The following is a 24303-nucleotide window of genomic DNA, read 5'->3' as shown; positions in this document are numbered from 1 at the left end:
GAGCGGTGGGGGTACCCCCGGCCGGAGGCCGGGGGAGAGGCGGGCGCATGAGTGTGACCATCGACATCACCGGGCTGTCCGACGAGCGTCTGCTCTTCACGCCCTCCCCGCTGGCCGAGCTGAACGCCATGCTGCACGTCCTCGCCGAGCCCGAGCACCACCCGGCGCTGCACGGCTGGGCGAGCAGCACCACGGCGTCGATCCCGCCCGAGCTTGCCGAGCGGCTGCTGGAGGCCGACTTCCTCTGGCGCTCCTCGCGCGCCGACTTCCTGGTCCCCGGCCTGCCCGGGGCGACCCTCGCCGAGGAACTCGACGCCGTCGACCGGATCGACGACGAGCTGTTCGTCGCCGGAGCCCTCATCACCACCTGCGGCTCCTCCCGGCTCACCCCTCGCACGGCCTCCCCGCTGACCGACCCCGTCGCCAACGAGCGCGCCCGGGAACTCGCCCTGGCCCGCGGCCCCCGGCAGGCCGCCTTCGCCGACCGGCTGCTCGCCGACCCGCCCGCCGTCCGGGCGCTGGTGCGGCGGATGCTGGAGGACTGCGTGTCCGCGTTCTTCGCCGACGCCTGGCAGCGCGTGCTGCCCGACCTGGCCGCCGACGCCCGGCGCAAGACCGACCTGCTGGCCCGCCGGGGCCTCGGCGAGACGCTGTCCGCCGTCTCGCCGTCCGTGTCGCTCGACCAGGGCGGCGGCCGGCGGCGGATCGTCATCGACAAGCTGCAGGACAGCACCACCAGCGCCGTCGACAACGGGGGCGTCACCTTCATCCCCACCGCCTTCGGCCGCCCGCACCTGCTGGTCGTGTACGCCCCCGGCTGGCGGCCCGTCCTCCAGTACCCGGTCGCCGAGGCCGGACTGCCCGAGCCGGTCTCGCTCGCCCTCGTCCAGCAGCGCCTGGAGGCGCTCGCCCACCCCGTCCGGCTGCGGCTGGCCCGGACGATGGCCCGCGGCCCGCACACCACCGGCGAACTGGCCTCCGCCTGGGAGCTCAGCGCGCCCGAGGTGTCGCGCCACCTCGCCGTGCTGCGCAAGGCCGGGCTGCTCACCACCCAGCGCCGCGGGCGGTACATGCTCTACCAGCTCGACCTGTCGGGCAGTGCCCGGCTGGGCTCGGACTTCCTGGAGGCGGTGCTGCGGTGAGCGGCGCCGAGGGTGGGAACAGTGGGCGGGCGGAACGCGTTCGTCCGGGCATGACCGACGACGCCGCCGTTACCGCCGCCACCGCCGCTCCCGCCTCCGGTGCCCCCGCCGCCTCCGCTGCCTCGCCCTCGTCCGAGCCCGAGGTGCTCCGCTACGCCGCGTTCACCACCCGCCCCGAGGGCGGAAACCCGGCGGGCGTGGTGCTCGACGCCGGCGGGCTGACCGACCGGCGGATGCTCGCCATCGCCGCCGAGTTGGGCTACTCCGAGACCGCCTTCCTGGCCGCCGGCCAGGGTGAAGGGGCTTACCGCGTCCGGTACTTCAGCCCGCTCGCCGAGGTGTCGTTCTGCGGGCACGCGACGGTGGCCTCCGCCGTCGCCCTCGCCGAGCGCACCGGACCCGGGCGGTACGTCTTCGCGACGGCGGCCGGGGACGTCCCGGTCGAGGTCGCGCTCGGCGCCGACGGGCAGCTGCGGGCCACCCTCACCAGCGTCGAGCCGAAGGTCGAGGAGGTCCCGGCCGCCGACGTCGAGGAGGCGCTCGCGCTGCTCGGCTGGTCCGCCGCCGACCTGGACCCGGCCCTGCCGCCGCGGTTCGGCTACGCCGGTGCCCGGCACCTCGTCCTGGCCGCCGGCACCCGCGCCCGACTGGCCCGTCTCGACTACGACTTCGACGGCCTGGCGGCGTTCATGCGGGCCCGTGACCTGACGACCCTCCAGCTCGTCTGGCGCGAGGCCCCCGAGGTCTTCCACGTCCGCGACCCCTTCCCGGTCGGCGGCGTGGTCGAGGACCCGGCCACCGGCGCCGCCGCGGCCGCCTTCGGTGCGTACCTGCGGGAGCTGGGAGCGGTGACGGCCCCGACGGTGCTCACGCTGCACCAGGGCGAGGACCTGGGCCGCCCGGGCGTGCTGACGGTCGGACTGCGGGCGGAGGACGCGCGGGTGCGCGTCTCGGGTGCGGCGGTGGCGATCCGGTAGGCGGGCCCGACGGCCCGGAGCGGATCAGTCCCGGGCGGGCGAGGGCTGCAGGAGGACCTGCTCGCCCTCGCCCCGCGGCTCCTCGAAGTCGGCCAGGTAGCGGGCGAACAGTGCCTCGCCGACGGTCACGGCGTCGGCGCCCCGCTCCCCGTTCCGCACGGCGAGGCGGCGCTCCAGCGTCGCCCGGTCGGCCTTGAGGTGGACCAGCTCCCAGCGGCCCCCGTGGCTCTCCACCAACGCCTTGTAGTCGTCGCGGGCGGCCCGGCTCCAGAAGCTGTAGTCGACCACCACGTCGCGCCCGGCTCGCATCAATTCGACCAGCTCCAGGCGCTGTTCGGCGCGCACCTCGTCCTTCAGCCGGTCGAAGGCCGCCTCCGCGAGCGCCACCCCGGCGTCCTGCCCGCCCAGGCGCCGCCACACCGCCTCGTCGATCGACAGCCGGACGTAGCCGCGCCGCACCAGGCCCATCGCATAGGTGGTCTTGCCCGCCCCGGGCAGACCGCACATCAGCACCACGGTGCTCGATCGCTCTGTCATGCCGTCAGGTTAGGCGCCCGGTATCGTGCCCGGTGGGAACGCCTCGACGGCAGAAGGCCCCGGTTGCCCGATCCCGCGCCCGACGCCACGCCCGGTGCCACGCCCGACCTCGCGCTGAAACAGGCGCTGCGGCGGTTCCGTTCGGTGCGGTCCGGCAGGCCCGACGGCGGCGATCCGGGCCGCCTCGCCGACTGGTGCGACGCGCTGGGCGACGCGCCGGCCGAGTTGTCCGTCCGCCTGGTGTTCGCGTCCGACCGGGAGCAGGCCGCGGCGGAGGCGGCGCGGGCGCGCGCCCGGGCGGTGGTGGTCCGGGCGGTGGGGCGGCGTTCGGTCCGCCGCGAAAACCGGTGGCGCCCGGCCGCGCCGGTGGACGAAGCTGCCCGGATGCGACACGCGAACCACCGGACCGTCACGGTCGATCTCACCCACGGCGACGAGTACTTCGGGGCCTTGGGCCCCTTCGAGGTGGAGAGCCCGTGGTGGTCCTCCGTGGACGAGGTCGTGGCGGGTGCCACCCGGCTCGCCGGGGTGCCGGTGCTGGTGCTGCGGTTGATCGGGGGCGAGGGCGAGGAGACCGGGAGCGGCGGGCGGGTGCGCTACCACGCCGAGGCGCTGGAGCGGCCGGAGGGGCTCGACCCCCGCCCGCCGGCCGGCGACACCGCGGCCCGGATCGGGCCCGCCGAGCGCCGTGCCGCCTGGGCCACGCCCGACGGGCTGCGGCAGGCGCTGGCCTGGGCGGAGGCGGAGCTCGCCCGGATCGGGCGCCCGCGGTCCGGGCCCGCCCGGCAGATCCGGACCTGGAACCTGTCCGGCCTGTTCCGGATCCCCACCGCGACCGGCGTCGACGTCTGGCTGAAGACCACCACGCCCGCGTTCAACGCCGCCGAGGGCGAGGTCGTCGCCCTGCTCGGCGGCGTCGATCCGACGCTCGTCCCGACCGTCCTCGCCGCCGACCGGGACGGCGGCCGGGTGCTGCTCGACCACGTGCCCGGGGAGGACTGCTGGGGCCCCGAGCCCGAGACCGTCGCCGATCTGGTGCCCCGCCTGGTGGCCGCCCAGGCGGCCCTGGCGGACGGCCGGGCCGCCGCGGCCGGACTGCGCGACCGCACGCCGCGGGCCCTGCTGGCCCAGCTGGAGGCCCGGCTGGACCGGCTCCCCGAGGAGACCGACCTGACCCCCGCCGAACTGGCCGCCCTGCGCGCACTGCTCGACGAACTCCCCGGCAGAGTGATCGAGTTGACGGCCTGCGGACTGCCGGAGACCGTGCTGCACGGCGACTTCCACCCCGGCAACTGGCGCGCCGAGGACGGCGACCCGGCCACCGTGATCGACTTCGCCGACGCCTGCTTCGGCCACCCCGCCCTGGACGGGCTGCGCCCGCGCGACTTCGTCTCGCCCGAGGCCTGGCAGCACCACGTCCGGGTCTGGACCGAGGCCTGGCTGCGGCACGCCCCCGGCTCGGACCCGGCGCGCGCCCTGGAGCTGGCCGAGCCGTTCCACCACCTCGCGTACGCGCTGCGGTACCAGGAGTTCCTCGACCACATCGAGCCGAGCGAACGCCCGTACCACGAAGGCGATCCGGCGGGTGAGCTGCGCCGGCTGCCGGCCGTACGGGCGGTCGTCTGACGACGGATCGTAGACTGCCGGAGTGGAACGACCGACGACGGCGACCGGGCCCGCCGTGCTCCCCGAGCTGCCATTGCAGGAGCTGGAGTGCTTCTCCGTCCTCGTCCACCAGCTGCACTTCGGGCGGACGGCGGAGCGCCTGGGCCTCTCCCAGAGCCGGGTCTCCCAGCTGATCAAGCGGCTGGAGGCCCGGGTCGGCGCACCGCTGTTCCGACGCACCAGCCGCCGCGTCGAGTTGACCGACCTGGGGCGCGCCCTCGCCGAGCAGACCGTGCCCGCCTTCGAGCGGCTCCGGGACGGCTACGCCGCCGCCCGGGCCCGTGCCGGGACCGCCCGCCCGCTGCGGCTGGGCTTCCAGTGCGCCGTGTACGAGCCGGTCGCCCGGGCGATCGGGTGCCTGCCGGAGGGTGCCGCCCGTCTGGTCGAACTGCCCTGGGCGGACCCGTTCTCGCAGCTCGCCCGGGGTGACGTCGACCTGGTGATCGTGCTCGCCCCCTGCCGGGAGCCGGGGCTCGAGGTGCTGCTGGAGTTCTCCCGGCAGCCCGTGTGCGTGGCCGTCTCCGCCGCGCGGCGCGTGGGCGGGGCGGCCGGTGTCGGCGCCGACGAGCTGGCCGCGCTGCCGCTGATCGAGCCGCGCGGCCCGGCGCCCGCGTACTGGCGCGAGGTCAACGCGCCCCGGTGGACGCCGGACGGGCGGGAGCTGGTGTACCCGGCGGGCGCCGCCACCATCCAGGAGGGCCTGTCCATGGTGGCCGGCACCGGCCGGGGGCTGCTGCTGTGCGAGCGCAGCACCGCGTACCTCCAGCGGCCGGACATCCGCTTCCTGCCGGTGCCCGAACTGGCCTCGACCTCGCTGGCGGTGGTGCAGCACGAGCGGCGGCCGCACCGGATGGCGGCGGACTTCGTCGAGCTGCTGGTCCGGCACGTCGACTGAAGCCGCTCAGGTGCGCGGGGCCGGCCGGGAGAGCAGGGTGAGCAGCAGTCCGGTGCCCGCCAGCGCCGCCGCGGTGAACAGGACGGCGTGGTGGCCGGCCCGGTCGACGACCAGCCCGCCGGCCAGCGAGCCCAGCGCGATGCTCGCGTTGAACACGCCCGCCCACAGGGCCGCCGAGGCCTCGATCCGGGCTGGGGCGGCGGTGCGGATCCAGGTCTGGGTGGAGACCGACACCCCGCCGTACGAGACGCCCCAGACCACCAGGACGAGCAGGACGGTGCCGACGCCGCCGGTGGCGCCCGGCAGCAGGACGGTGGCCAGGGTGACACCGGCGAGGGCGAGGCCGACGGCGGTCCTCGGGCGGCGCCCGGAGAGCGGCCCGAGGGTGAAGTTCCCGGCCACGCCCGCCAGCCCGTACACCAGCAGGCAGCCGGCGATGACGCCGCTGCTCAGGCCGGCGTCGGCTTCGAGGAGCGGGCGGACGTAGGTGTAGCCGGCGAAGTGGCCGAGCACGACCAGGGCGGTGACCGCGGCTCCGGTGGCGACGCCCCGGTCGCGCAGCGCGCCGCCCAGGCCGCCCAGCCGCCCGCGCTCCGGTCCCGGCGGGACGGGCAGCGGCGGCAGCGCCGGCAGGGTGGCGGCGAGGACGGCGGCGGAGGCGGCGCCGAGCAGGGCGAGCGCCCAGAACGCGGCGCGCCAGTCGAGCAGCGCGGCGAGGTAGGTGCCCAGCGGGACGCCGAGGACGGAGGCGATGGAGACGCCGGAGAAGATCAGCGTCATCGCCGTCGCGAGGCGCCGGCCGTCGGCCAGGCGCGGGCCGAGGCTCGCCGCGAGGCCCCAGACGACGCCCATCGCGACGCCGAGCAGCACGCGGCCGACGGCCAGCACCGCGAGATCGGGCGCGAGGGCGGTCAGCGCGTCGGCGGCGCCGAGCAGCAGCAGGAAGGCGACCAGGACGGTACGGCGGTCGCGCGGCCCGATCAGCGCGGGGGTGAGGGGGGAGAGGACGGCCGCGATGAGGCCGGTGATGGTGAGGGAGAGCCCGGTGGCGCCGTCGGAGATGCCGAGGCTGTCGGACATGGGGGTGAGCAGGCCGACCGGCATCATCTCCGAGGAGACCAGGGTGAAGGTGGCGAGGGCCACGGCGAGCACCGGTGACCAGCGGTGGGCGGCGGGCGGGGCGGTCGGTTCCGCGGCCGACGTCTGCGGGTTCGCCGGATCCGCGTGCGTCGGATCCGCGTTCGTCGTTTCCGTGTGCGTCATACGGCCAGCTGACCAGCCGTCCGGAGGGCCGAACAAGATCGATCAGCTCATCGACCGATGAGCCCGGCTCATCGATTGGGCTGCCCCGGTGGTGCCCGCCAATGTGGTCGGGGTCGTCGGGCACCACCGGGAGAGAAGGGTCACTCCGCCGGGTCGATCCGGTGGCCGCCGCGGGCCGAGTGGAGGGTGAGCGCCTCGACCGGGCAGAAGTCCACCGCCTCGGTCAGCCGGTCCGTCAACTCCGCCCCGCCGTGGGCGTACTCGGCCAGCGGAGCGGCGAGTCCGTCGGCGCCGAGCGCCAGCGAGTCGGGGGCGCTGCGGGCGCACATCCCGGAGCCGATGCAGCGGTCCCGGTCGACCCGGACGATCACCGGCTCGGTGTCCGCCCGGCCCGTCACCAGGCCACCTGGAGGGAGTTCGGGCTGCGGGTGAGCAGGCCCCGCCGCCAGTCGATCCGCTCGACCGGCTCGGTCAGCCGCAGGGCGGGCAGCCGGCGGGCGAGGCGGTGCAGGGCGAGTTCCAGCTCCATCCGGGCCAGCCAGGCTCCCAGGCAGTGGTGCGGCCCGGCGCCGAAGGTCATCATCGGTGCGGCCGGCGGGGAGAACAGCTCGGTGAGCAGGTCGCCGGTGAACACCTCCGGGTCCCGGTTGGCGGCGGCGGTGTCGGCGGCGACCACGCTGCCGGCCGGGATGACCACCCCGCCGATCTCCACGTCCTCGACGGTGCGGCGCATCAGCCCGGGCATGTGCTCGTGGGCGTCGCCGAGCGGCACGGCGCGCAGCAGCTGCTCGGTCGCGGCGGCGGCGCTGGCCTCGTCGGAGGCGAGCTGCTGCCAGGCCTCCCGGCCGTCGGCGAGCAGGTAGACCAGAGCGTTGCCGAGGCTGGTCATGGTGGTCTCGTGGCCGGCCACGACCAGGCCGATGACCAGCGAGACCAGCTGCGCCTCGGTGATCGAGCCGTCCTCGGCGGCGGCCGCCAGCAGGCTGCTGACCAGGTCGTCGCCGGGCTCGGCGCGACGCTCGGCGATCACCCCGGCGCCGAAGGCGGCGAACTCGTCCATGGCCGTGACGATCGCCTCGGCGGAGTAGGCGGTGGCCGAGAGCGCGTGGTCGCTCCAGTGCGCGAGGCGCTTGGTGTCCAGGTTGTCCAGGCCCATCAGCCGGCTGATCACCGTGACCGGCAGCGGCCGGGTGTAGGCGGCGACGATGTCGGCGGGGGAGCCGTGGTCCATCAGTTCGTCGATCAGGGACTCGACGACCGAGGCCACCCACGGCTTCCAGCGGGCGATCGCGCGCGGGGTGAAGGCCCGCTGCACGGTGCGGCGCAGCCGCTGGTGCTCGGTGCCGTCGATGTTCAGCATGCTCTGCGGGTTGTCCAGGATGTTGGGAGTGACCGTGATCGGCGGCGCGTCCGGCGCGTAGAGCGGGGCGCGGCCCAGGCGCGGGTCCGTCAGCACCTGGCGCACGTCGGCGTGCCGGCTGACCAGCCAGACCGGCGTGCCGGTGGGCAGCGCGGCCAGCCGGGGCGGGCCGGGTTCCAGGTGGCGCAGGCAGTGCAGCGGGGGGAGCGGGGCGGTGCCGGTGCCGGCACCGGTCGCACTGTTCTCGGTGGACATCCGTACTCCAGACTCCAGGGCGATGGGCCGCGGGGGCGGCCCGACGGGGGTGGATCCGAGGATGGTGCGGGGACGGGTGGTACGGCCGGCTGGCGGCTCGACACGGGCCGGGGCTTCGAGCGGCTGCTGCGGGGTGGCGCGAAATGTGCGGGGGCGTACGGTCGGTACGCGCCTGGCACGGGCGGCGTGCGGTGGCGCGCCGTCAGGTGGGGCGGGTGTGCTGAGCGTGGTCGCGTGGACCGTCTCTGCTACGACCGTACGTGGGCCGCCGTGCGCCCGTCAGCGGCACTTCCAGCCAACACCGGTGCTTTCCGGGCAGTTCGAGGCGCGTTGACGGGCGCTCAGCGCCGTCCGTGCGCCCCCGCGGCGGGGCCCGCTCCGGGCAATCGCCTGGTCGGGCGCGGCCCACCGTGGGATATGCCGCCGACACGTGCCGCGGGCGGACCACCGCCGGGCGGACCGGGGGCGGCCCCGATCGCCGCGCCCGGGCCGGTGGCGGCCGGCGGAACGGGCGTTACGCTTCGTGGGCGGTGTTACCGCAGTCGTTTCGTCGCAGGTCACGCCGGTGCAGAGCGGCACCGGCCGTCGGAGGTGGAATCGGATGCCCCAGCAGGTCAAGGCAGTGATCGCGCGCGCCAAGGGCGCGCCCGTGGAGGTGACCACGATCGTGGTGCCGGACCCGGGTCCGGGTGAGGCGGTGGTCCGGATCCAGGCTTGCGGCGTCTGCCACACCGACCTCCACTACCGCGAGGGCGGCATCAACGACGAGTTCCCGTTCCTGCTCGGCCACGAGGCCGCGGGCGTCGTGGAGTCGGTCGGCGAGGGCGTCACCGAGGTCGAGCCCGGTGACTTCGTGATCCTCAACTGGCGTGCGGTGTGCGGGCAGTGCCGGGCCTGTCGGCGCGGGCGCCCGCAGTACTGCTTCGCCACCCACAACGCGAAGCAGCGGATGACGCTGCTGGACGGCACCGAGCTGTCCCCGGCGCTGGGCATCGGCGCGTTCGCCGAGAAGACCCTGGTCGCGGCCGGCCAGTGCACCAAGGTCGACCCGGCCGCCGAGCCGGCCGTGGCCGGCCTGCTCGGCTGCGGCGTGATGGCGGGCATCGGCGCGGCCATCAACACCGGCAACGTGGGCCGCGGCGACTCGGTCGCCGTCATCGGGTGCGGCGGCGTCGGCGGCGCGGCCGTGATGGGCTCCCGGCTGGCGGGCGCGGCGAAGATCATCGCCGTCGACATCGACGACCGCAAGCTGGAGACCGCCCGCGCCCTCGGCGCCACCCACACCGTCAACTCCACCACCACCGACCCGGTCGAGGCCATCCGCGAGCTCACCGGCGGCAACGGCGCCGACGTGGTGGTCGAGGCGGTCGGCCGGCCCGAGACCTACCGGCAGGCCTTCTACGCCCGCGACCTGGCCGGCACCGTCGTCCTGGTCGGCGTGCCCACCCCCGAGATGCGGCTGGAACTCCCGCTGCTCGACGTGTTCGGCCGCGGCGGCGCCCTCAAGTCCTCCTGGTACGGCGACTGCCTGCCCTCGCGGGACTTCCCGATGCTCATCGACCTCTACCTCCAGGGCCGCCTGGACCTGCGCGCCTTCGTCACCGAGACCATCGAACTCGACGCGGTGGAGAAGGCCTTCGAGCGCATGCACCGCGGCGACGTCCTGCGTTCGGTGGTGGTCCTGTGAGCACCTCCGCCCGTGTCGACCGGCTGGTGACCGCCGGGACCTTCGAACTCGACGGCGGCAGCTGGGAGGTGGAGAACAACGTCTGGATCGTCGGCGACGACCGGGAGGCGGTGGTGATCGACGCCGCCCACGACGCCGAGGCGATCGAGGCGGCGCTCGGCGGCCGCCGGCTGCGGGCCATCGTCTCCACCCACGCGCACAACGACCACATCGACGCCGCCCCGGCCCTCGCCGCCAGGACCGGCGCGCCGATCCTGCTGCACCCGGACGACCTGCCGCTGTGGAAGCAGACCCACCCCGACCGCCTCCCGGACGGCGAACTGGCGGACGGCCAGCGGATCGAGGTGGCCGGCGTCGAACTGACCGTCCTGCACACCCCGGGCCACGCCCCCGGCTCGGTCTGCCTGTACGCCCCCGCGCTGGGCACCGTCTTCACCGGCGACACCCTCTTCCAGGGCGGCCCGGGCGCGACCGGCCGGTCCTTCTCGCACTTCCCGACCATCATCGACTCGATCCGGGAGCGCCTGCTGACCCTCCCGGCCGACACGGTGGTGCGCACCGGCCACGGCGACCCGACCACCATCGGCGCCGAGGCCCCGGCCCTGCCGGAGTGGATCGCCCGCGGCCACTGACGGTCCCGCGGACCGTGACGTCGCGTCCGTACGGCCCCCGGGGACCGGTCGTTCCCCGGGGGCCGTACGATCCCGACCATGGCCCATGACCCGCGCGACCTCGACGACGCCATGCTCGCCTTCTGGCGCGAGCGGCACATCTCCACCCTGACCACCACCCGGCCGGACGGCACGCCGCACGTGGTGCCGGTCGGTGTGACGTTCGAGCCGCGGACGGCGACCGCCCGGGTGATCACCAGCCGCACCAGCCGCAAGGCGCTCAACGTCGCGGCCGCCGGGGCGCGGGGACTGCGGGTCGCCGTCTGCCAGGTCGACCGGGCCCGCTGGGCGACCCTGGAGGGCGTGGCGGTCGTCCGCGACGAGCCCGAGCAGGTCGCGGACGCGGAGCGGCGCTACGCCGAGCGCTACCGCCAGCCGCGGGTCAACCCGGACCGGGTGGTCATCGAGATCGCCGTGGACCGCGTCCTCGGCCGCGGCTGAGCGGCCCGCTTCACCGGAGCGTCCCGCTTCACCGGAACGGCCGTTCTCGATGTCGAGAACGGCCGTTCCGCGCTGTTCGTCGGACACGCCTCATCGGGGCTCAGGCGCCCACGACGAGCCACTGGGCCGGGAGTTCGATCCGGGCGCCGTCCGGGGTGGACTCCGTGGTGGCCAGCGGCAGGTCGCCGGAGGCGAGGACGGTGAGGCCGGCCGCGCGGAAGAAGCCGCCGAAGTCCGCGTCGGCGACCTCGGCGGGGGCGAGGCCGTGGGCGAACACCGGGCGCAGCTTCGGCGGTGGCCCGGACGGGTCCTGGGCGAGGTCGGCCAGGACCTGCTTGGCGGTCTCGGAGAGCTCGACCACGAAGGCCCGGCCGCGCGCGCCGAGCAGGGTGGCGACGGCCTCGGCGACCGGTCGGCGGTCGGCCGGCTCGCTCTGGTGGATCACCCCGCGCACGTACACGTTGGCGTCGCCGAGACGGTCGTGGAGGGCCCGGACGGCTTCGGTGTCGGTCGCGTCCAGCCGGGCGAACTCGGCCGGCCCGGTGGGATCCCGGCGCCGGGCGAGCTCCAGGGCGGCGGCGGACAGGTCGACCCCGAGGACCCGGTCGAACCGCTCGGCCAGGAAGCGGGTCTGGGTGCCGTTGCCGCAGCCGAGGTCGACGAGCGGCAGTCCGGGGTCGGTGAGGTGCGGGGCGAACAGCGTGAGGTGGCGTTCGGCGGTGAGGGCCGGCTCCGCGTCCCAGATCACCGCGCCCGGCTCCTCCGGCGCCTCGCGCCAGAAGCCCTCCCAGGCGTCCCTGTACCGACTCGTCACGCTCATGGCGGTTGACCTCCGGGTATCACGCACAGTGTCCGGGTCGTGTCTACCGGTACCGGGGCCCGGGCGGCAAGCACCGCCACCCGGCTGCGAGCAGGCGGCCGCAGCGCCGCAGCCTCAGCCCCCGGTGGTCGCCCGGCGCAGCAGGTAGGTGCCGGAGGCGGCGGCCAGGACGGCCATGCAGGCGGCGAAGACCAGACCGGCGTGGGCCAGGCCGACCGGGCCGGTGAGCAGGCCGACGCCGATGACCGGGATCGAGATCCCGAAGTAGGCGACCACGAACAGGGCGGAGAGGGCCCCGCCGCGGTGCTCGGCGGGGCTCGCGGCGGCCACCTCGCCGACCGCGCCGCGCAGCGCCATGCCCTGGCCCGCCCCGCCCACCAGGGCGCTGAGCACCAGCGGTGGGAGGACCGTCCAGGCGAGCGAGGCGGCCAGCAGGGCGAGCCCGGCGATCAGTACCAGACAGCCCAGCGGGATCGCCCGCGCGGTGCCCAGCCGGGGCACCAGCAGCTGGCCGAGGGTGGAGGCGAAGAAGGCGGTGAAGACGATCAGGCCGACCACGGCGTGGTTGTCGACGCCGAGCTCGCCGGCCAGGAACGCCGGGCTGACCGAGGTGAACACGCCCAGCAGGGAGAAGCCCGCGAAGGCGGCGATCCCGGCCGGGACGAACACCGGGCGGACCTCCGGCGGCAGGGACGGCAGGTTCGGTCGCGCGGTGCGCAGCGGGCGGGCGCCGGCGACCGTCTCCGGCAGGCGCCGGGTGAGGGCGAAGGAGACGGCGAGCAGCACCAGGTGCACGACGAACGGCAGGACCAGCGGGGCGGGCGCGTACTCGGCGAGCACGCCGGCGAGCAGTGGCCCGCAGCCGAGCCCGCCCATGTTGGCGGCGGTCGCGACGAAGCCGGCGCGGGCCCGTTGCCCGGGCGCGGCGAGCTCCAGCACGTACGCGGTGCCGGTGCCGGTGAACAGGCCCGCCGAGAGGCCGGAGAGCAGCCGGCCGAGGAGGAGCAGCGGTACGGAGTCCGCGCCGAGGAAGACGGCGTCGCTGCCGGCCGCGAAGGCCAGTCCGCCGAGCAGGACGGGGCGGCGTCCGACGGTGTCGGAGACGTTGCCGACGAGCAGCAGGACGCCGATGACCCCGAAGGCGTAGACGGCGAAGACGACCGTCACGGTCAGTTCGGAGAAGCCGAGCTCGTCCTGGTACAGCCCGTAGAGGGGGGTGGGCAGGGTGGTGCCCGTCATGCAGACGGCGAAGGCGGCGGCGGCCACGAGGTAGCCGGGGCTGCCCGTGGCCGGCCGGGCGGTCCGACGGTCGGTCATCCGCCCACGATAGGCGCGGCTCCGGGCCGGGCCGGTGCCGTGCGGGGGTGCGCTGGGCCGAATGGCGGGGCCCCTTCCGGCGGGCCGGGAGGGCCCGGCGACCCGCCCCGGGCAGGTGAGGGGCCCGGGGCGGGTCGCCGGTGTCAGTGCTGCGGGTGTCAGTGGTGCGGGTACCGGCGGTGCGGGTGCGGGTGGTGTCAGTAGGTGAGGATGCCCGGGTCGGAGAGGCCCGGGGCGCCGGTCTCGACGTGGCCGGCCAGGCGGCGGACGAAGTCGGCGCTGGAGTTGGAGGTGACGGTCACGTCGTACCAGTTGCGGCAGGTGCGCAGGTCGACGGTGTGGGAGACGGTGGCGCCGCGGCGGACGGTGACGGTCTGCGGGGTGCCGGCGTAGGCGTTGCTCACGGTGAGGACGACGTCCGAGGTGCCGGCGTTGGTGAGGGTGAGGTCCAGGCTGCCGGTGGTCGCGTCGTGCCGGGCGGCGACCTCGGGACCGGCGGTCCTGCCGGGGTTGCGGAAGCGGCGCAGGAAGCCGTTGGGGCCGTGCACGGTCAGGTCGGTGACGCCCTTGGAGTAGGTGGTGTTCCAGGTGTCCGTGATCGTCTTGCCCGCCTCGGCGGTGTACGTCCACGGGCCGTCGGTGCGGTTGGCCGAGGTCACCAGGAACTGGGCGCCGGCCGCCGCGCCGCCGCCGAAGGTGAGGCGGTACTTGCCGGTGGCGGTGTCCGCGGCGCCGTCCACGACCGGGGCGTACTTCAGCGGGCGGGTGGGCTTGGCGCCCGGCTCCTGCTTCGGCATGGTGCCGGTGGCGGGCGGAGCGGGCACGTAGTCGGGGTGCCGGTTGCGGTCCGGCGGGAGGTAGCCGGCCGTGGAGGGCAGCGCGGCCGGGGTGGTGTTCGAGGCGGTGAAGTCGAAGGCGGAGGTGAGGTCGCCGCAGATGGCGCGCCGCCAGGGCGAGATGTCGGGCTCCAGCACGCCGAAGCGGCGCTCCATGAAGCGGATGATCGAGGTGTGGTCGAAGGTCTCGGAGCAGGTGTAGCCGCCGGTGCTCCAGGGCGAGACCACCAGCATCGGCACCCGCTGGCCGAGGCCGTACGGCCCGGCCGCGTAGCTCGCGTTGCCGGCGAAGTAGTCGGCCGTGGTGGACACGGTGGACAGGCCCTGGGAGGCCGAGGAGGGCGGGAACGGCGGCACGACGTGGTCGAAGAAGCCGTCGTTCTCGTCGTACGTGATGAACAGCGCGGTGCGGGCCCACACGTCGGGGTTGGAGGTGAGCGCGTCGAGCACCTGGGAGACGTACCAGGCGCCGTAGTTGGCGGGCCAGTTGGGGTGCTCGGTGAAGGCCTCGGGGGCGGCGATCCAGGAGATCTGCGGCAGGGTGCCGGCCTGGACGTCACGGCGCAGGACGTCGAACAGGCCGTCGCCCGCCTTGGCGTCGGTCCCGGTGCGGGCCTTGTCGTAGAGCGGCTGGCCGGGCTGGGCGTTGCGGTAGTTGGTGAAGTAGAGCAGCGAGTTGTCGCCGTAGTTGCCGCGGTAGGCGTCACCGATCCAGCCCCAGGAGCCGGCCGCGTCCAGGCCGTCGCCGATGTCCTGGTAGATCTTCCAGGAGACCCCGGCCTGCTCCAGCCGCTCGGGGTAGGTGGTCCAGCCGTAGCCGGCCTCCTGGTTGCCGAGGACGGGGCCGCCGCCGGTGCCGTTGTTGCCGGTGAAGCCGGTCCACATGTAGTAGCGGTTCGGGTCGGTCGAGCCGATGAACGAGCAGTGGTAGGCGTCGCAGAGGGTGAAGGCGTCGGCGAGCGCGTAGTGGAACGGGATGTCCTGGCGGGTCAGGTAGGCCATGGTGGTGGCCGTCTTGGCGGGCACCCACTGGTCGTACTTGCCGTTGTTGAACGCCTTGTGGCCGCCGGCCCAGTCGTGGTTGAGGTCCTGGACGAACTGCATCCCGAGGTCGTTCACCTGGGGGCGGAAGGGCAGCACCTCCTTCTTGCTGCTGTCCGTCTGGTGCCACACGGACTTGCCGCTGGGCAGGGTGACCGGGCGGGGGTCGCCGAAGCCGCGGACGCCCTTCATCGCGCCGAAGTAGTGGTCGAAGGAACGGTTCTCCTGCATCAGGACGACGATGTGCTCGATGTCCTGGAGGGTGCCGGTGGAGCCCTGCGGGGCGATCGCCGCGGCCCGGGCGATGCTCTGCGACAGCGTGGTGAACGCGGCGGTGGCGCCGGCGAGTCGGAGGAAACGACGGCGGTTCAGCTCTGCCATGGGTGGGATGACCTCTGGGTGTCATGGGGGCGGCGGACGGGACGGTGCCCCAAGGACAGCGCCTGAGGGGTACCTCCCGGCGGACCATTCATGACTGCCCGCTGTACGCCGGGCGAACGCCTCGAGTTGTCTGAACACGTTCGGTCATCGCTCGGGGGGCGGCTCCGCTTCGAGGACCGTGCTGCCGTCCGGTCGCGACCCCGGACCCCCGCAGACCCGGCCCGGGCCCGACGTGGTCCCGCCGCAGACCCGCCCCGGGCCCGACGTGGTCCCGCCGCGGCCCGACGTTGACCTGACGTTGACCTGACACCCGGCCCGTCCGGGGCTACGCTCGTTCGCGGTCCGCACCGGACGGGCGGGCGGTGGCAGGTGGGGCCGGGGCACCGGGGGGATGTGTGGGGGCTGCTGTGTTCGCCGCGCTGCTGCGGGAGCGACGCCTGTCGGCGGGGTGGAGCCAGGACGAACTCGCGGAGCGCTCCGGGGTGTCGGCCCGGTCGATCAGCGCACTGGAGGCGGGCGGGCGACGGCCGAGGATGTCCTCGGTGGTCCGGCTCGCCGAGGCCCTCGGCGTCGATCCGGACACCCGGGCCGGGTGGCTGGCCGCCGTCCGGGGCGAGGACCGGGAGCAGCCGGGAGCGGCGCAGGAGCCGCCCGGCGTCCGGGAATCCGGCGCTGCCGGGGCCGACGCCCCGCCCCGCGCCCCCGGTCGGCCCGCGGCGCCTGCGGAGCCCGCCGTTCCCCGGCAACTCCCCATGGCGGTGCGGCACTTCACCGGACGTACCGCGGAGCTCCGGACCCTGGACGGACTGCTGTCGGACCGGGCACCCGGCTGCGGCGCGGTCGTGATCTCGGCGATCGCCGGCACGGCCGGGGTGGGCAAGACCTCGCTGGCCGTGCACTTCGCCCACCGGGTGGCGGACCGCTTCCCCGACGGCCAGCTGTTCGCCAACCTGCGCGGCTTCGACCCGGACCGGACCCCGGTCGGCGCCGCCGACGTGGCCCGCGGCTTCCTGGACGCGCTCGGCGTCCCCGCGCCCCGGATCCCCGCCGACCCGGACGGCCGACTCGCCCTGCTCCGCAGCCGCCTGGCCGGCACCCGGACGCTGATCGTGCTCGACAACGCCCGCGAGGCGGAGCAGGTCCGCCCGCTGCTGCCGGGCACCGACAGCTGCCTGGTGGTGGTCACCAGCCGCAACCGGCTGCCCGGCCTGGTCGCCCTGGACGGCGCCGTCCCGCTCGCCCTCGACGTGCTCACCCCCGCCGAGGCCCGCGAACTGCTCGCCCGCCGCCTCGGCCCCGGGGCCGTCGAGGAACGGCCGGACGCGACCGAGGAGTTGATCGAGCTGTGCGCCCGGCTGCCGCTGGCCCTGAACATCGCCGTCGCCCGGGCGGCCGAGCAGCCCGGCACCCCGCTCGCCGTCTGGGCGCGCGAACTGCGCGACTCCCGCGCCCGCCTGGACCTGCTGTCGGCCGGCGACGACCACGCCGACGTCCGGGCGGTGTTCTCCTGGTCCTACCGCGCCCTGGCCCCGCGCGCCGCCCGGCTGTTCCGGCTGCTCGGCCTGCACCCGGGCCCGTCCACCGGGGCGGCCGCTGCCGCGAGCCTCGCCGGCCTGCCCCGCTCGGAGACCCGCGCGCTGCTGGAGGACCTGTGCCGCGCCCACCTGATCACCGAGCCCGAGCCGGGCCGGTACGGCTTCCACGACCTGCTGCGCGCCTACGCCGCCGAGCTGGCCGCCGCCGTCGAAGGCCCGGACGGACCGGAGCGGGCCACCCTGCGAATGCTCGACCACTACCTGCACACCGCGCACCGGGCCGGCTGCCTCGCCTACGCCGACGACGCCTCCTGGTACCCGCTCGACCTCGCCGGACCGGTGGACGGGGCGACGCCCGAGGACCTCCCCGACCGCCGGAGGGCGCTCGCCTGGTACCGGGACGAGCAGCCGGTGCTGGAACGGATCGTCGACACGGCGCACCGGGCCGGGGCGGACGTCCACGCCTGGCAGCTCGTCGGCGCCCAGGTCCCGTACCTGCTCAAGTCCGGGCTGTGGCAGCAGTGGCAGCGGGCGAGCGAGACCGCGCTCGCCGCCGCCGAACGCACCGGGGACCTCGGCCGACGGGCCCACGCGCACCGCTGGCTCGGCCAGGTGCACCGCTCCCAGGGCCGCCAGCCCCAGGCCCAGCGCGAACTGCGCCTGGCCCACGACCTGTTCGAGACGCTCGGGGACCGGCCGCGCCAGGGCAAGACCCAGCTGGACCTCGCCATCGCGTACGGCGAGGTGCACGCCTACCCCGACGCGGTCGCCGAGTCCCGCCGGGCGCTGGAGCTGTTCCGGGCCATCGACGACCCCTCCGGGCAGGCCCTCGCGCTCAACAGCATCGGGTGGTACCTGGTGCTCCAGGGCGAACCCCGGCAGGCACTGCCCTACTGCCGGCGCGCCCTCGACCTGGCCCGCCACACCGGCAACCTCCCCGGCCAGGCGTCCATCTGGGACAGCATCGGCTACGTCCACCACCAGCTCGGCGAGTACCACGAGGCCCTCCCGGCCTACCAGGAGTCCCTGCGGCTGCGCCGGGCGGTCGGCGACTACTTCCTCCAGGCCGACATCCACACCCACATCGGGGACACCCACCTCGCCCTCGGCGACACCGAGGCCGCCCGGGCCTCCTGGACGCGCGGCCTGGTCATCCTCGACGACCTGCAGCACCGCGACGCCGAGGCCGTCCGGGCCCGCCTGGACCGCCTCGGCGGCCCGGCGCACCCACCTCCCGCGCCACCTCCGGACGGACCGTGAACCCGGCCCGACCCACCGCCCGTAGCTCGAAGGAAGGCGTGGCACGGGGGCGTCCGCCCCCGGTGGACCAGTGCGCCCCACGAGGCGGGGAGGAACCGGATGCAGTCCCGACGCGACCAGGTGCAGGCGCACCTGTTCGTGATGAGCAGGCTGGCCTCGGGCATGCTGCGCGCGGAGCCCGACGCGCCGGACACCCCCACCGGGCGGACCACCCGGGGCACCGTGACCGGGCTCGCGGTGGCGGTGCTGATCGGCCTCGGCGTGACGGTGTACGGGGTGATCAGCCCCGGCGGCAGCGACGGCTGGGCCAAGCCCGGCACGCTGGTGGTGGTCGAGGAGACCGGGGCCCGCTACCTGTCGATGGGCGGGCAGCTTCACCCGGTGCTGAACGACACCAGCGCCCGGCTGGTGGCCGGCGACCGGATGACGGTCCGGCAGGTGAGCCGGGCATCGATCGCCGACGCGCCGCGCGGCGCGCCGGTCGGCATCGTCGGCGCCCCCGACGGACTGCCGCCGGTCACCGAGCTCGGCGGCGCGACCTGGCTGGTCTGCGGCACCGTCCAGCCCGGCCCGACCGGCGCACCCGTGCCCCGGCTCGGCCTGCTGATGGACCCGGCCACGGAGGGCCGGGCGCTCACCGCCGCCCAGGGCGTGCTGGTCACGCTGCCGGACGGCTCGGTCCACCTGCTCTGGCAGGGCCAGCGGTTGCGCGTGGACACCGCCGACCAGGCCCTCCAGGCGCTCGGCTACGGCGGCGCGACCCCCTTCCCCGTCCCGGCCGGCGTGCTGAACGCGCTGCCCGCCGGCCCCGACCTGGCCGCACCCGCGGTGCCCGGGCGGGGTGAGGCCGGTCCGGCGCTGGGCGGCAAGCCGACCCGGATCGGTCAGCTCTTCGAGGCCCCCGGCGGAGCGCACTACCTGCTCACCAAGGACGGTCTCGTCCCGCTCAGCCCGACCCTGTACGCCCTGCTGCTCGGTGACCCGCGCACCCAGCAGGAGGCGTACGGCGGCGCCGCGCCGGCCGCCGCGCCGATCGGCGCGATGGACCTCGCCGGACACAAGGCACCCGGCGGCCCGCCGGGCGCCGGACTCCCGGAGTCGCCACCGGTCCTCGTCCCGCTGCTGCGCGGCGAGGGCGTCTGCGCCGACCTGCGCACCGGCACCGGCACCGGCACCGGCGCCCCGGTGACCTCCGTCACCGTGCTGCCCAATGACCGGGCCGAGGCGGGCCGCCCGCCGGTCGCCCCGGCGGGCGCGCCCCAGGCCGTCTGCGCGGTGGCCGACCGGATCGCCGTGCGGCCGGGCGGGGGCGCCCTGGTGCGGACGCTCTCCGGTGCCGGGGCGGGCAGCACCGAGTACCTGGTGACCGAGGCCGGGGTCCGCTACCCGCTGCCCTCCGCGGCGGCGGCCAAGCAACTCGGCTACGGCGGCACCACACCGGTCGCGGTGCCCGCGCCGGTGCTGGGACTGCTGCCGTCCGGGCCGCTCCTCGATCCGGCGGCGGTGTCGGCGGCCGACGCCGGCCCGACGGCCGGGACGGCCACCGCGGTGCCCGGGGTGCCCGCGGTGGGGGCCGTGGTGCCCGGGGTGCCCGCCGCAGGGACGGCCGTGCCCGGGGTGCCCGCCGCAGCCGTCGCGGCGGCCGTCGAACCGGCGACGGGCTCGTCGGCCTGTGGCTGAACCACCGCTCCGGGCAGCCCCGTTGAGTCGATCAGAACCCGCGCGACCCCCGTGCGGTGAGAAGGGAGCCCCCGGTGACCACGCCGGCGAACTTGACCAAACAGGACGAGGCGATCCGCAAGGCGCTGTCCGACATCGAGCAGCAGATCGAAGGGATGATCACGGCCGGCCGCACGGTCGAGCGGATCAAGCAGGAGTTGGCCTCCGGCTACATCTCCGGTGCGAGCTCGACGTTCCAGCAGAAGGTCGACGACTGGATGCAGCGCTACCACCAGGTCATCGGGGCGTTCGAGCGCTTCGCCGAGGCCACCAAGGTCGCCGACCAGGTCATCACGCACGCCGAGGAGGAGGCCCGTCTGCACGCCGCGGACGGGTTCATCGAGGGCGTGCTGAACGGCGCCTGACGGCGCGTCACCAACGGGAAGGAAGCGGACACATGGCACAGCCGATGGACAACTTCGGGAGCATCCAGCTCCACCACGAGACCGTCGCCCAGGCGGCGAGCGAACTGGGCCGGGCGGGCAGCCTGATGGACGAGGCCCTGTGGGAGGTGGAGCAGAAGCTGAAGACCCTGGAGGAGAGCGGCGACTTCCAGGGCGCCGCCGCCATCGCCTTCGCGGAGTTCAAGACGGCCGTGACGGCCAACGCGGGGCAGATGAACCAGGACATCATCGCCGCGGGCGCCACGCTCACCAGCATGCACCACACCATGACCCAGGCCGACCAGGACGCCAGCAAGCAGTTCATCCACTGAGGCGGGGGCCCCACGCATGGCCGAGCAGATCAAGATGACGGTCGAGGGGATCGAGGGCTTCGTCTCCGAGCTCGTCAAGCTCGACGAGAGCGTCAGCAGCCAGAAGAACACCTGGCAGGACGTGCATGGTGCGGGTATCAAACCCGGCCGCGACGTGTTCTCCCCGGCGAAGACGCTGAAGGCCAACTTCAACGCGTTCTCCGGTAGCGTCATCAGCTCCCTGGATTTCCTCTGGAACGAGGTCGACAAGATCTCGCTGGACCTCCTGCGCGCCCGGGACCGGCTGCACCTCGGCAACGGCGAAGCCCTGACCGAGGCCCAGATGATGGACATCATCGGTGACGTCCTGAACGGTGGCGGTCCGGCCAAGCCGCCCGCCGCCTGACGGCACGTCGCGCCGTCCGCCCACCCGCCGTCGGACCGTGGACACCACCCCGGTCCGACGGTGCCCCCTGCCCGAATCGACCCGTCACGTCCCGCCCGGAGGGAACCATGTCCGATCCGCAGCCCACCATGAAGTTCACCTGGGAACAGATGCTGGAGGCGTTCGCGGGGGAGGGGCACACGACCGTCGTGCACCGGACCGACGTCACCGGCACGCCGTGGATCACCGGCCGGGAGCTCGCGACGGACACCCAGGACAACAACAACCAGCGCAAGAAGAAGGACGGCCGCGCCGGCGGCAACTCCGGCTACGACCTGTGGGCGGAGTGGACCTACGCCGCGGCGGGCAGCGTCACCTACACCACCATCCTGGGCATCACCCTGAACTGGCCGTTCTGGGACGACAAGGCGGGGAACCAGAGCGGCTCCGTGCTGCACCGCTTCCACACCGACCCCGGTGACGTCCTCGGGCCGTCCATCTGGAACGGTGGGCCGGGCAACGAGAACACCTCACCGAAGTCCCTGGTGGACGCCGGGGACAAGCTCGCCCAGGTGGAGAAGGCCGTCGGGGAGCTGCGGTCCCGCATCCAGGCGTTCGCCGACCGGGTGGACGGCGCCGGCAGCGACTTCCAGGGCAGCGCCGCCGGCCGGTTCAAGGAGGTGCTGATCGGGCTGAAGAACGAGGTCCGGGAGCTGCACTACCGCCTGAACGGGACGGTCGCGTCCTGGCGGGACGACGCCGAGGGCGCCACCCCGCCCGCCGTGGGCAGCAGCATCGCCGAGAAGCTGAAGAAGGCCGGGGAGCAGCTGCTCCTGGCGCAGCAGAACATGTACAACCTCGGCTACAACCCCTGGCGGGGGGTGGCCGTCCGGGAGACGAAGACGTCCGACTGGAACTACAAGGACTACGCCGAGGACATCGCGCGTGCTCCGTCGGACGAGCACAACAACTCGTGGGCCTGGCCGTACGCCTGCGTCCGGGACGCCTTCCAGCGGGAGGTCGAGAAGATCACCACCGTGGTGCTCGACACGACCAAGCACCAGGCGGACGTCGGCGGGGCGGGCTACGTCCTCTCGTCGAAGGAGTCCGGTCCGATCGCCTCGGCCGTCCAGTCCTTCACCGACAACGTCAACACCAAGGCGACGGAGATCTGGACCGGCCACGTGGTCCAGGTCCTGGACGCCGCGGCCACCGCGGCGGGCAACCTCGTGATGGGGGCCTACCAGGCGGCCGGCGACATGCTGCACCAGTTCGGCAACCCGAGCATGAACCTGCCCAAGGACAAGGTCGACCCTCCCAAGGGCGCCCCCGACTCGAACGGTCCCGGCGGTGGCGGCGCCGGGGGCAAGGGAGGGGGCGGCACCGGCGGACCGCCGCCGCCGACCACCATCAAGGGCGGCCCGGGCGGCATCGGTGGCGGTGACGGCAAGGGCGCCGGCGGCAAGGGCGCCGGCGGGATCGGCGGGATCGGGGGGATCGGGGGCGTCGGAGGCACCAACGGCCAGGTCCCGTTGCTCGGCAAGGACGGCAAGCCGCTCCTGGACAAGGACGGCAAGCCGATGTACGTCCCCGCCGGGACGACCGTCAACAGCAAGGGCGAGCTGATCGGCAAGGACGGCAAGCCGTTGCTCGACAAGGACGGCAAGCCCCGGCACGTGCCCCTGGGCACCGTGGTCGGACAGCCCTCGACCGGCGGTGGCACCTCCGGGAACACCGGGAACACGGGCTCCAGTGCGCCGTTCAAGGTGCCGGTCGGCTCCAAGAAGAACGAGGACGGCACCGTCACCGGCCCCGACGGGAACCTGCTGAAGGACGCCAACGGCTACCCGGTCGTCCTCGGCAAGGACCGGACCATCGACACCGACGGCACCGTCCGCGACGCGAACGGCCGCCCCGTCTCGCAGTTCGAGCAACTGCTGACCGATGCCGAGCACGCCTACGCCGGCGGTTCCGGGAGCATCGGAACCGGAGGCCGGGGCAGTGGCGGCACGATCGGACTGCCGGGCTCGTTCGGAGGCGGCGGTGACTTCTCCTTCGGGTCGGGCGGCTCCGGTGGGGTGGGCTCGACCAAGGGCGGCACCGATCTGTTCGGCGAGCCCTACGCGGGGAAGAACGGCATCTCCGCCAAGACCGTCGGCGGCCTGGCGGCGTCAGGGCCGCCGACCGTCGGTGTCGGCGGCAGGCTGGCCGATGCCCTGGGCGTCAAGCCGACGGCCCAGGCGGCCGCCGAGGAGGCCGCCGCGGCCCGCGCGGCCGCCGGGCGGGCGGGGGCCGCGGCCGCCGAGGAGTCCCAGCTGATGGGCCGGGGCATCCCGACCACCGGCGGCATGGGCGGTCCGATGATGCCTCCGATGGGCGCGGGGGCGGGCGCCGGTGCGGGAGCGGGCCAGGGCGAGAAGGAGCGGCAGCGCACCACCTGGCTGTCCGAGGACGAGGAGGTCTGGGGCACCGACGCGGGCGGAGTGACGGGCGTCATCGGTCGCTGAGCGGACGTTCCGCCGCCGTCGAACCCCGGGGCCCGGTACGGCCGTAGAGAGGACCGTACGACCCCATGGACCGGTGTCGTTCCGGGCCCGACACCTCAGGCCCGGAACGCACCCTCGGCAGGAGACGGAGGTGCGGACGGATGGACCTGTCGTTCGCCGAACAGATCGAGCAGGCGATGGCCGCGCTGGAGGAGCAGCAGGCCAGGATGGCCAGGACCGCCAAGGAGCTGGAGGCGGCGACCGCCTCGGTGACCTCCAAGGACCGGATGGTCACCGCCGTGGTGGGAGCGCAGGGCCAGGTGGTGTCGCTGACCTTCCACACCAACGCCTACCGCACGATGGCCCCCAGCGAGCTGGGCAAGGTGCTCACCGACCTGCTGAACACCGCCCGGGCCGACCTCGGCGACCGTGTGGCGGGCGCCATGGCCGAGTTCAAGGGACTCGGCGAAACCCTGGCCGCCTCGATGACCGGAGGCAGTGAACTCGAGGACCTCTTCACCCCGCTGCGGCAGATGCGCCCCGGCTTCGCCGACAAGGCCGCCGCCGAGGAACGCCGCAAGCGGGACCGGCAGGAGGAGTTCCGTGGCTGAGAAGCTCACCGCGCTGTCGGACCTGATCCACAAGTTCGCCAAGTACCCCGAACTGGCCGACCTGTTCAAGGAGATCCAGGCCAAGACCACCGAGATCAACGAGTTCAACACGAACTCGGCCGGCCACGATGAACTCGGCAAGACCTACCACGACAACGTGGACGAGCCGACCGCCACCATCACCGAGCTGTTCGCGAAGGTCCAGCACACCATCGACGCCGCCGGTCAGGGCGGGAAGAACACCTCCCAGATGATGAACGACGCCGACCACGAGGCCGGTGGCCAAAGCTGACGTCCCGTCAGTCCAGGTCGCCGCGGCGCACCT

At 74.6% G+C, this 24303-nt stretch carries 22 protein-coding genes; 15 read left to right on the top strand and 7 right to left on the bottom strand.

The window, feature by feature from the left end; translation table 11 throughout:
- Window positions 1–47 precede the first annotated feature (47 nt).
- Window positions 48–1142 carry a DUF5937 family protein gene (locus tag ACIRD3_RS07185; protein ID WP_402212803.1) on the top strand — a complete coding sequence of 365 codons (1095 nt, stop codon included), beginning with the start codon at window positions 48–50 and terminating at the stop codon, window positions 1140–1142.
- A 50-nt stretch (window positions 1143–1192) separates the two neighbouring features.
- A complete protein-coding gene (locus ACIRD3_RS07180; RefSeq protein ID WP_402212801.1) occupies window positions 1193–2119 on the top strand; it encodes a PhzF family phenazine biosynthesis protein in 927 nt (308 codons plus the stop codon).
- Between the two features lie 24 nt (window positions 2120–2143).
- Here the strand turns inward: ACIRD3_RS07180 and ACIRD3_RS07175 are convergent, their stop codons facing one another.
- Window positions 2144–2656 (bottom strand): AAA family ATPase, encoded by a 513-nt coding sequence (locus ACIRD3_RS07175; protein ID WP_402212799.1) that lies wholly within the window; start codon window positions 2654–2656, stop codon window positions 2144–2146.
- A gap of 63 nt (window positions 2657–2719) precedes the next feature.
- Here ACIRD3_RS07175 and ACIRD3_RS07170 point away from each other — a divergent pair, with 63 nt between their 5' ends.
- Both ACIRD3_RS07170 and ACIRD3_RS07165 read left to right on the top strand, forming a co-directional pair.
- Entirely contained in the window at window positions 2720–4282 is a 1563-nt protein-coding gene (locus ACIRD3_RS07170) for a phosphotransferase (RefSeq protein WP_402212797.1), read from the top strand.
- 22 nt (window positions 4283–4304) lie between these two features.
- The gene (locus ACIRD3_RS07165) at window positions 4305–5216 is read left to right on the top strand and encodes a LysR family transcriptional regulator (RefSeq protein ID WP_402212795.1); all 912 of its coding nucleotides are present in this window, start codon (window positions 4305–4307) and stop codon (window positions 5214–5216) included.
- Between the two features lie 6 nt (window positions 5217–5222).
- On the opposite strand, the gene ACIRD3_RS07160 is transcribed toward ACIRD3_RS07165, so the two are convergent.
- From ACIRD3_RS07160 to ACIRD3_RS07150, 3 genes are all read right to left on the bottom strand, one after another.
- Window positions 5223–6479 (bottom strand): MFS transporter, encoded by a 1257-nt coding sequence (locus ACIRD3_RS07160; RefSeq protein WP_402212793.1) that lies wholly within the window; start codon window positions 6477–6479, stop codon window positions 5223–5225.
- A gap of 140 nt (window positions 6480–6619) precedes the next feature.
- On the bottom strand, window positions 6620–6877 hold the full coding sequence (locus tag ACIRD3_RS07155; protein WP_402212792.1) for a ferredoxin: 258 nt from the start codon (window positions 6875–6877) through the stop codon (window positions 6620–6622).
- Window positions 6874–8094, bottom strand: a complete 1221-nt coding sequence (locus ACIRD3_RS07150) for a cytochrome P450 (RefSeq protein ID WP_402212790.1) — start codon at window positions 8092–8094, stop codon at window positions 6874–6876. Before ACIRD3_RS07150 ends, ACIRD3_RS07155 begins: the two co-directional genes overlap by 4 nt.
- A 601-nt stretch (window positions 8095–8695) precedes the next feature.
- Between ACIRD3_RS07150 and ACIRD3_RS07145 the strand changes: the two genes are divergently transcribed.
- The 3 genes from ACIRD3_RS07145 to ACIRD3_RS07135 all read left to right on the top strand — a co-directional run bounded on the left by ACIRD3_RS07145 (window position 8696) and on the right by ACIRD3_RS07135 (window position 10893).
- The gene (locus ACIRD3_RS07145) at window positions 8696–9781 is read left to right on the top strand and encodes an S-(hydroxymethyl)mycothiol dehydrogenase (RefSeq protein ID WP_402212788.1); all 1086 of its coding nucleotides are present in this window, start codon (window positions 8696–8698) and stop codon (window positions 9779–9781) included.
- The gene (locus ACIRD3_RS07140; RefSeq protein ID WP_402212786.1) at window positions 9778–10413 is read left to right on the top strand and encodes an MBL fold metallo-hydrolase; all 636 of its coding nucleotides are present in this window, start codon (window positions 9778–9780) and stop codon (window positions 10411–10413) included. The genes ACIRD3_RS07145 and ACIRD3_RS07140 overlap by 4 nt, the downstream gene beginning before the upstream one ends.
- 78 nt (window positions 10414–10491) lie before the next feature.
- Window positions 10492–10893, top strand: coding sequence for a pyridoxamine 5'-phosphate oxidase family protein (locus ACIRD3_RS07135; protein ID WP_402212785.1), 402 nt, complete (start codon window positions 10492–10494; stop codon window positions 10891–10893).
- Between the two features lie 100 nt (window positions 10894–10993).
- On the opposite strand, the gene ACIRD3_RS07130 is transcribed toward ACIRD3_RS07135, so the two are convergent.
- The 3 genes from ACIRD3_RS07130 to ACIRD3_RS07120 all read right to left on the bottom strand — a co-directional run bounded on the left by ACIRD3_RS07130 (window position 10994) and on the right by ACIRD3_RS07120 (window position 15288).
- Entirely contained in the window at window positions 10994–11713 is a 720-nt protein-coding gene (locus tag ACIRD3_RS07130) for a class I SAM-dependent methyltransferase (protein WP_402212783.1), read from the bottom strand.
- Between the two features lie 114 nt (window positions 11714–11827).
- Window positions 11828–13030, bottom strand: coding sequence for an MFS transporter (locus tag ACIRD3_RS07125; RefSeq protein WP_402212781.1), 1203 nt, complete (start codon window positions 13028–13030; stop codon window positions 11828–11830).
- A gap of 197 nt (window positions 13031–13227) precedes the next feature.
- Window positions 13228–15288 (bottom strand): phosphocholine-specific phospholipase C, encoded by a 2061-nt coding sequence (locus tag ACIRD3_RS07120; RefSeq protein ID WP_402212780.1) that lies wholly within the window; start codon window positions 15286–15288, stop codon window positions 13228–13230.
- 395 nt (window positions 15289–15683) lie between these two features.
- On the opposite strand from ACIRD3_RS07120, the gene ACIRD3_RS07115 reads away from it, so the two are divergent.
- From ACIRD3_RS07115 to ACIRD3_RS07080, 8 genes are all read left to right on the top strand, one after another.
- Window positions 15684–18083, top strand: coding sequence for an ATP-binding protein (locus ACIRD3_RS07115; protein ID WP_402212778.1), 2400 nt, complete (start codon window positions 15684–15686; stop codon window positions 18081–18083).
- Between the two features lie 99 nt (window positions 18084–18182).
- A complete protein-coding gene (gene eccB / locus ACIRD3_RS07110; RefSeq protein WP_402212776.1) occupies window positions 18183–19763 on the top strand; it encodes a type VII secretion protein EccB in 1581 nt (526 codons plus the stop codon).
- A 92-nt stretch (window positions 19764–19855) separates the two neighbouring features.
- On the top strand, window positions 19856–20167 hold the full coding sequence (locus ACIRD3_RS07105) for a hypothetical protein (RefSeq protein ID WP_402212774.1): 312 nt from the start codon (window positions 19856–19858) through the stop codon (window positions 20165–20167).
- 32 nt (window positions 20168–20199) lie between these two features.
- The gene (locus tag ACIRD3_RS07100; protein ID WP_402212772.1) at window positions 20200–20517 is read left to right on the top strand and encodes a WXG100 family type VII secretion target; all 318 of its coding nucleotides are present in this window, start codon (window positions 20200–20202) and stop codon (window positions 20515–20517) included.
- A 16-nt stretch (window positions 20518–20533) separates the two neighbouring features.
- Window positions 20534–20902, top strand: a complete 369-nt coding sequence (locus ACIRD3_RS07095; RefSeq protein ID WP_402212770.1) for a hypothetical protein — start codon at window positions 20534–20536, stop codon at window positions 20900–20902.
- Window positions 20903–21009: 107 nt separating this feature from the next.
- Window positions 21010–23388 carry a hypothetical protein gene (locus tag ACIRD3_RS07090; protein ID WP_402212768.1) on the top strand — a complete coding sequence of 793 codons (2379 nt, stop codon included), beginning with the start codon at window positions 21010–21012 and terminating at the stop codon, window positions 23386–23388.
- Window positions 23389–23528: 140 nt separating this feature from the next.
- Entirely contained in the window at window positions 23529–23978 is a 450-nt protein-coding gene (locus ACIRD3_RS07085) for a YbaB/EbfC family nucleoid-associated protein (RefSeq protein ID WP_402212766.1), read from the top strand.
- Entirely contained in the window at window positions 23971–24270 is a 300-nt protein-coding gene (locus ACIRD3_RS07080) for a hypothetical protein (protein ID WP_402212764.1), read from the top strand. Before ACIRD3_RS07085 ends, ACIRD3_RS07080 begins: the two co-directional genes overlap by 8 nt.
- Window positions 24271–24303: the final 33 nt, after the last annotated feature.

It is taken from the genome of Kitasatospora sp. NPDC093550, from assembly GCF_044764985.1.
Taxonomy (GTDB): domain Bacteria; phylum Actinomycetota; class Actinomycetes; order Streptomycetales; family Streptomycetaceae; genus Kitasatospora.
Note: the sequence above shows the minus strand (reverse complement) of the source record. Positions and strands in the feature narration are given on the sequence as shown.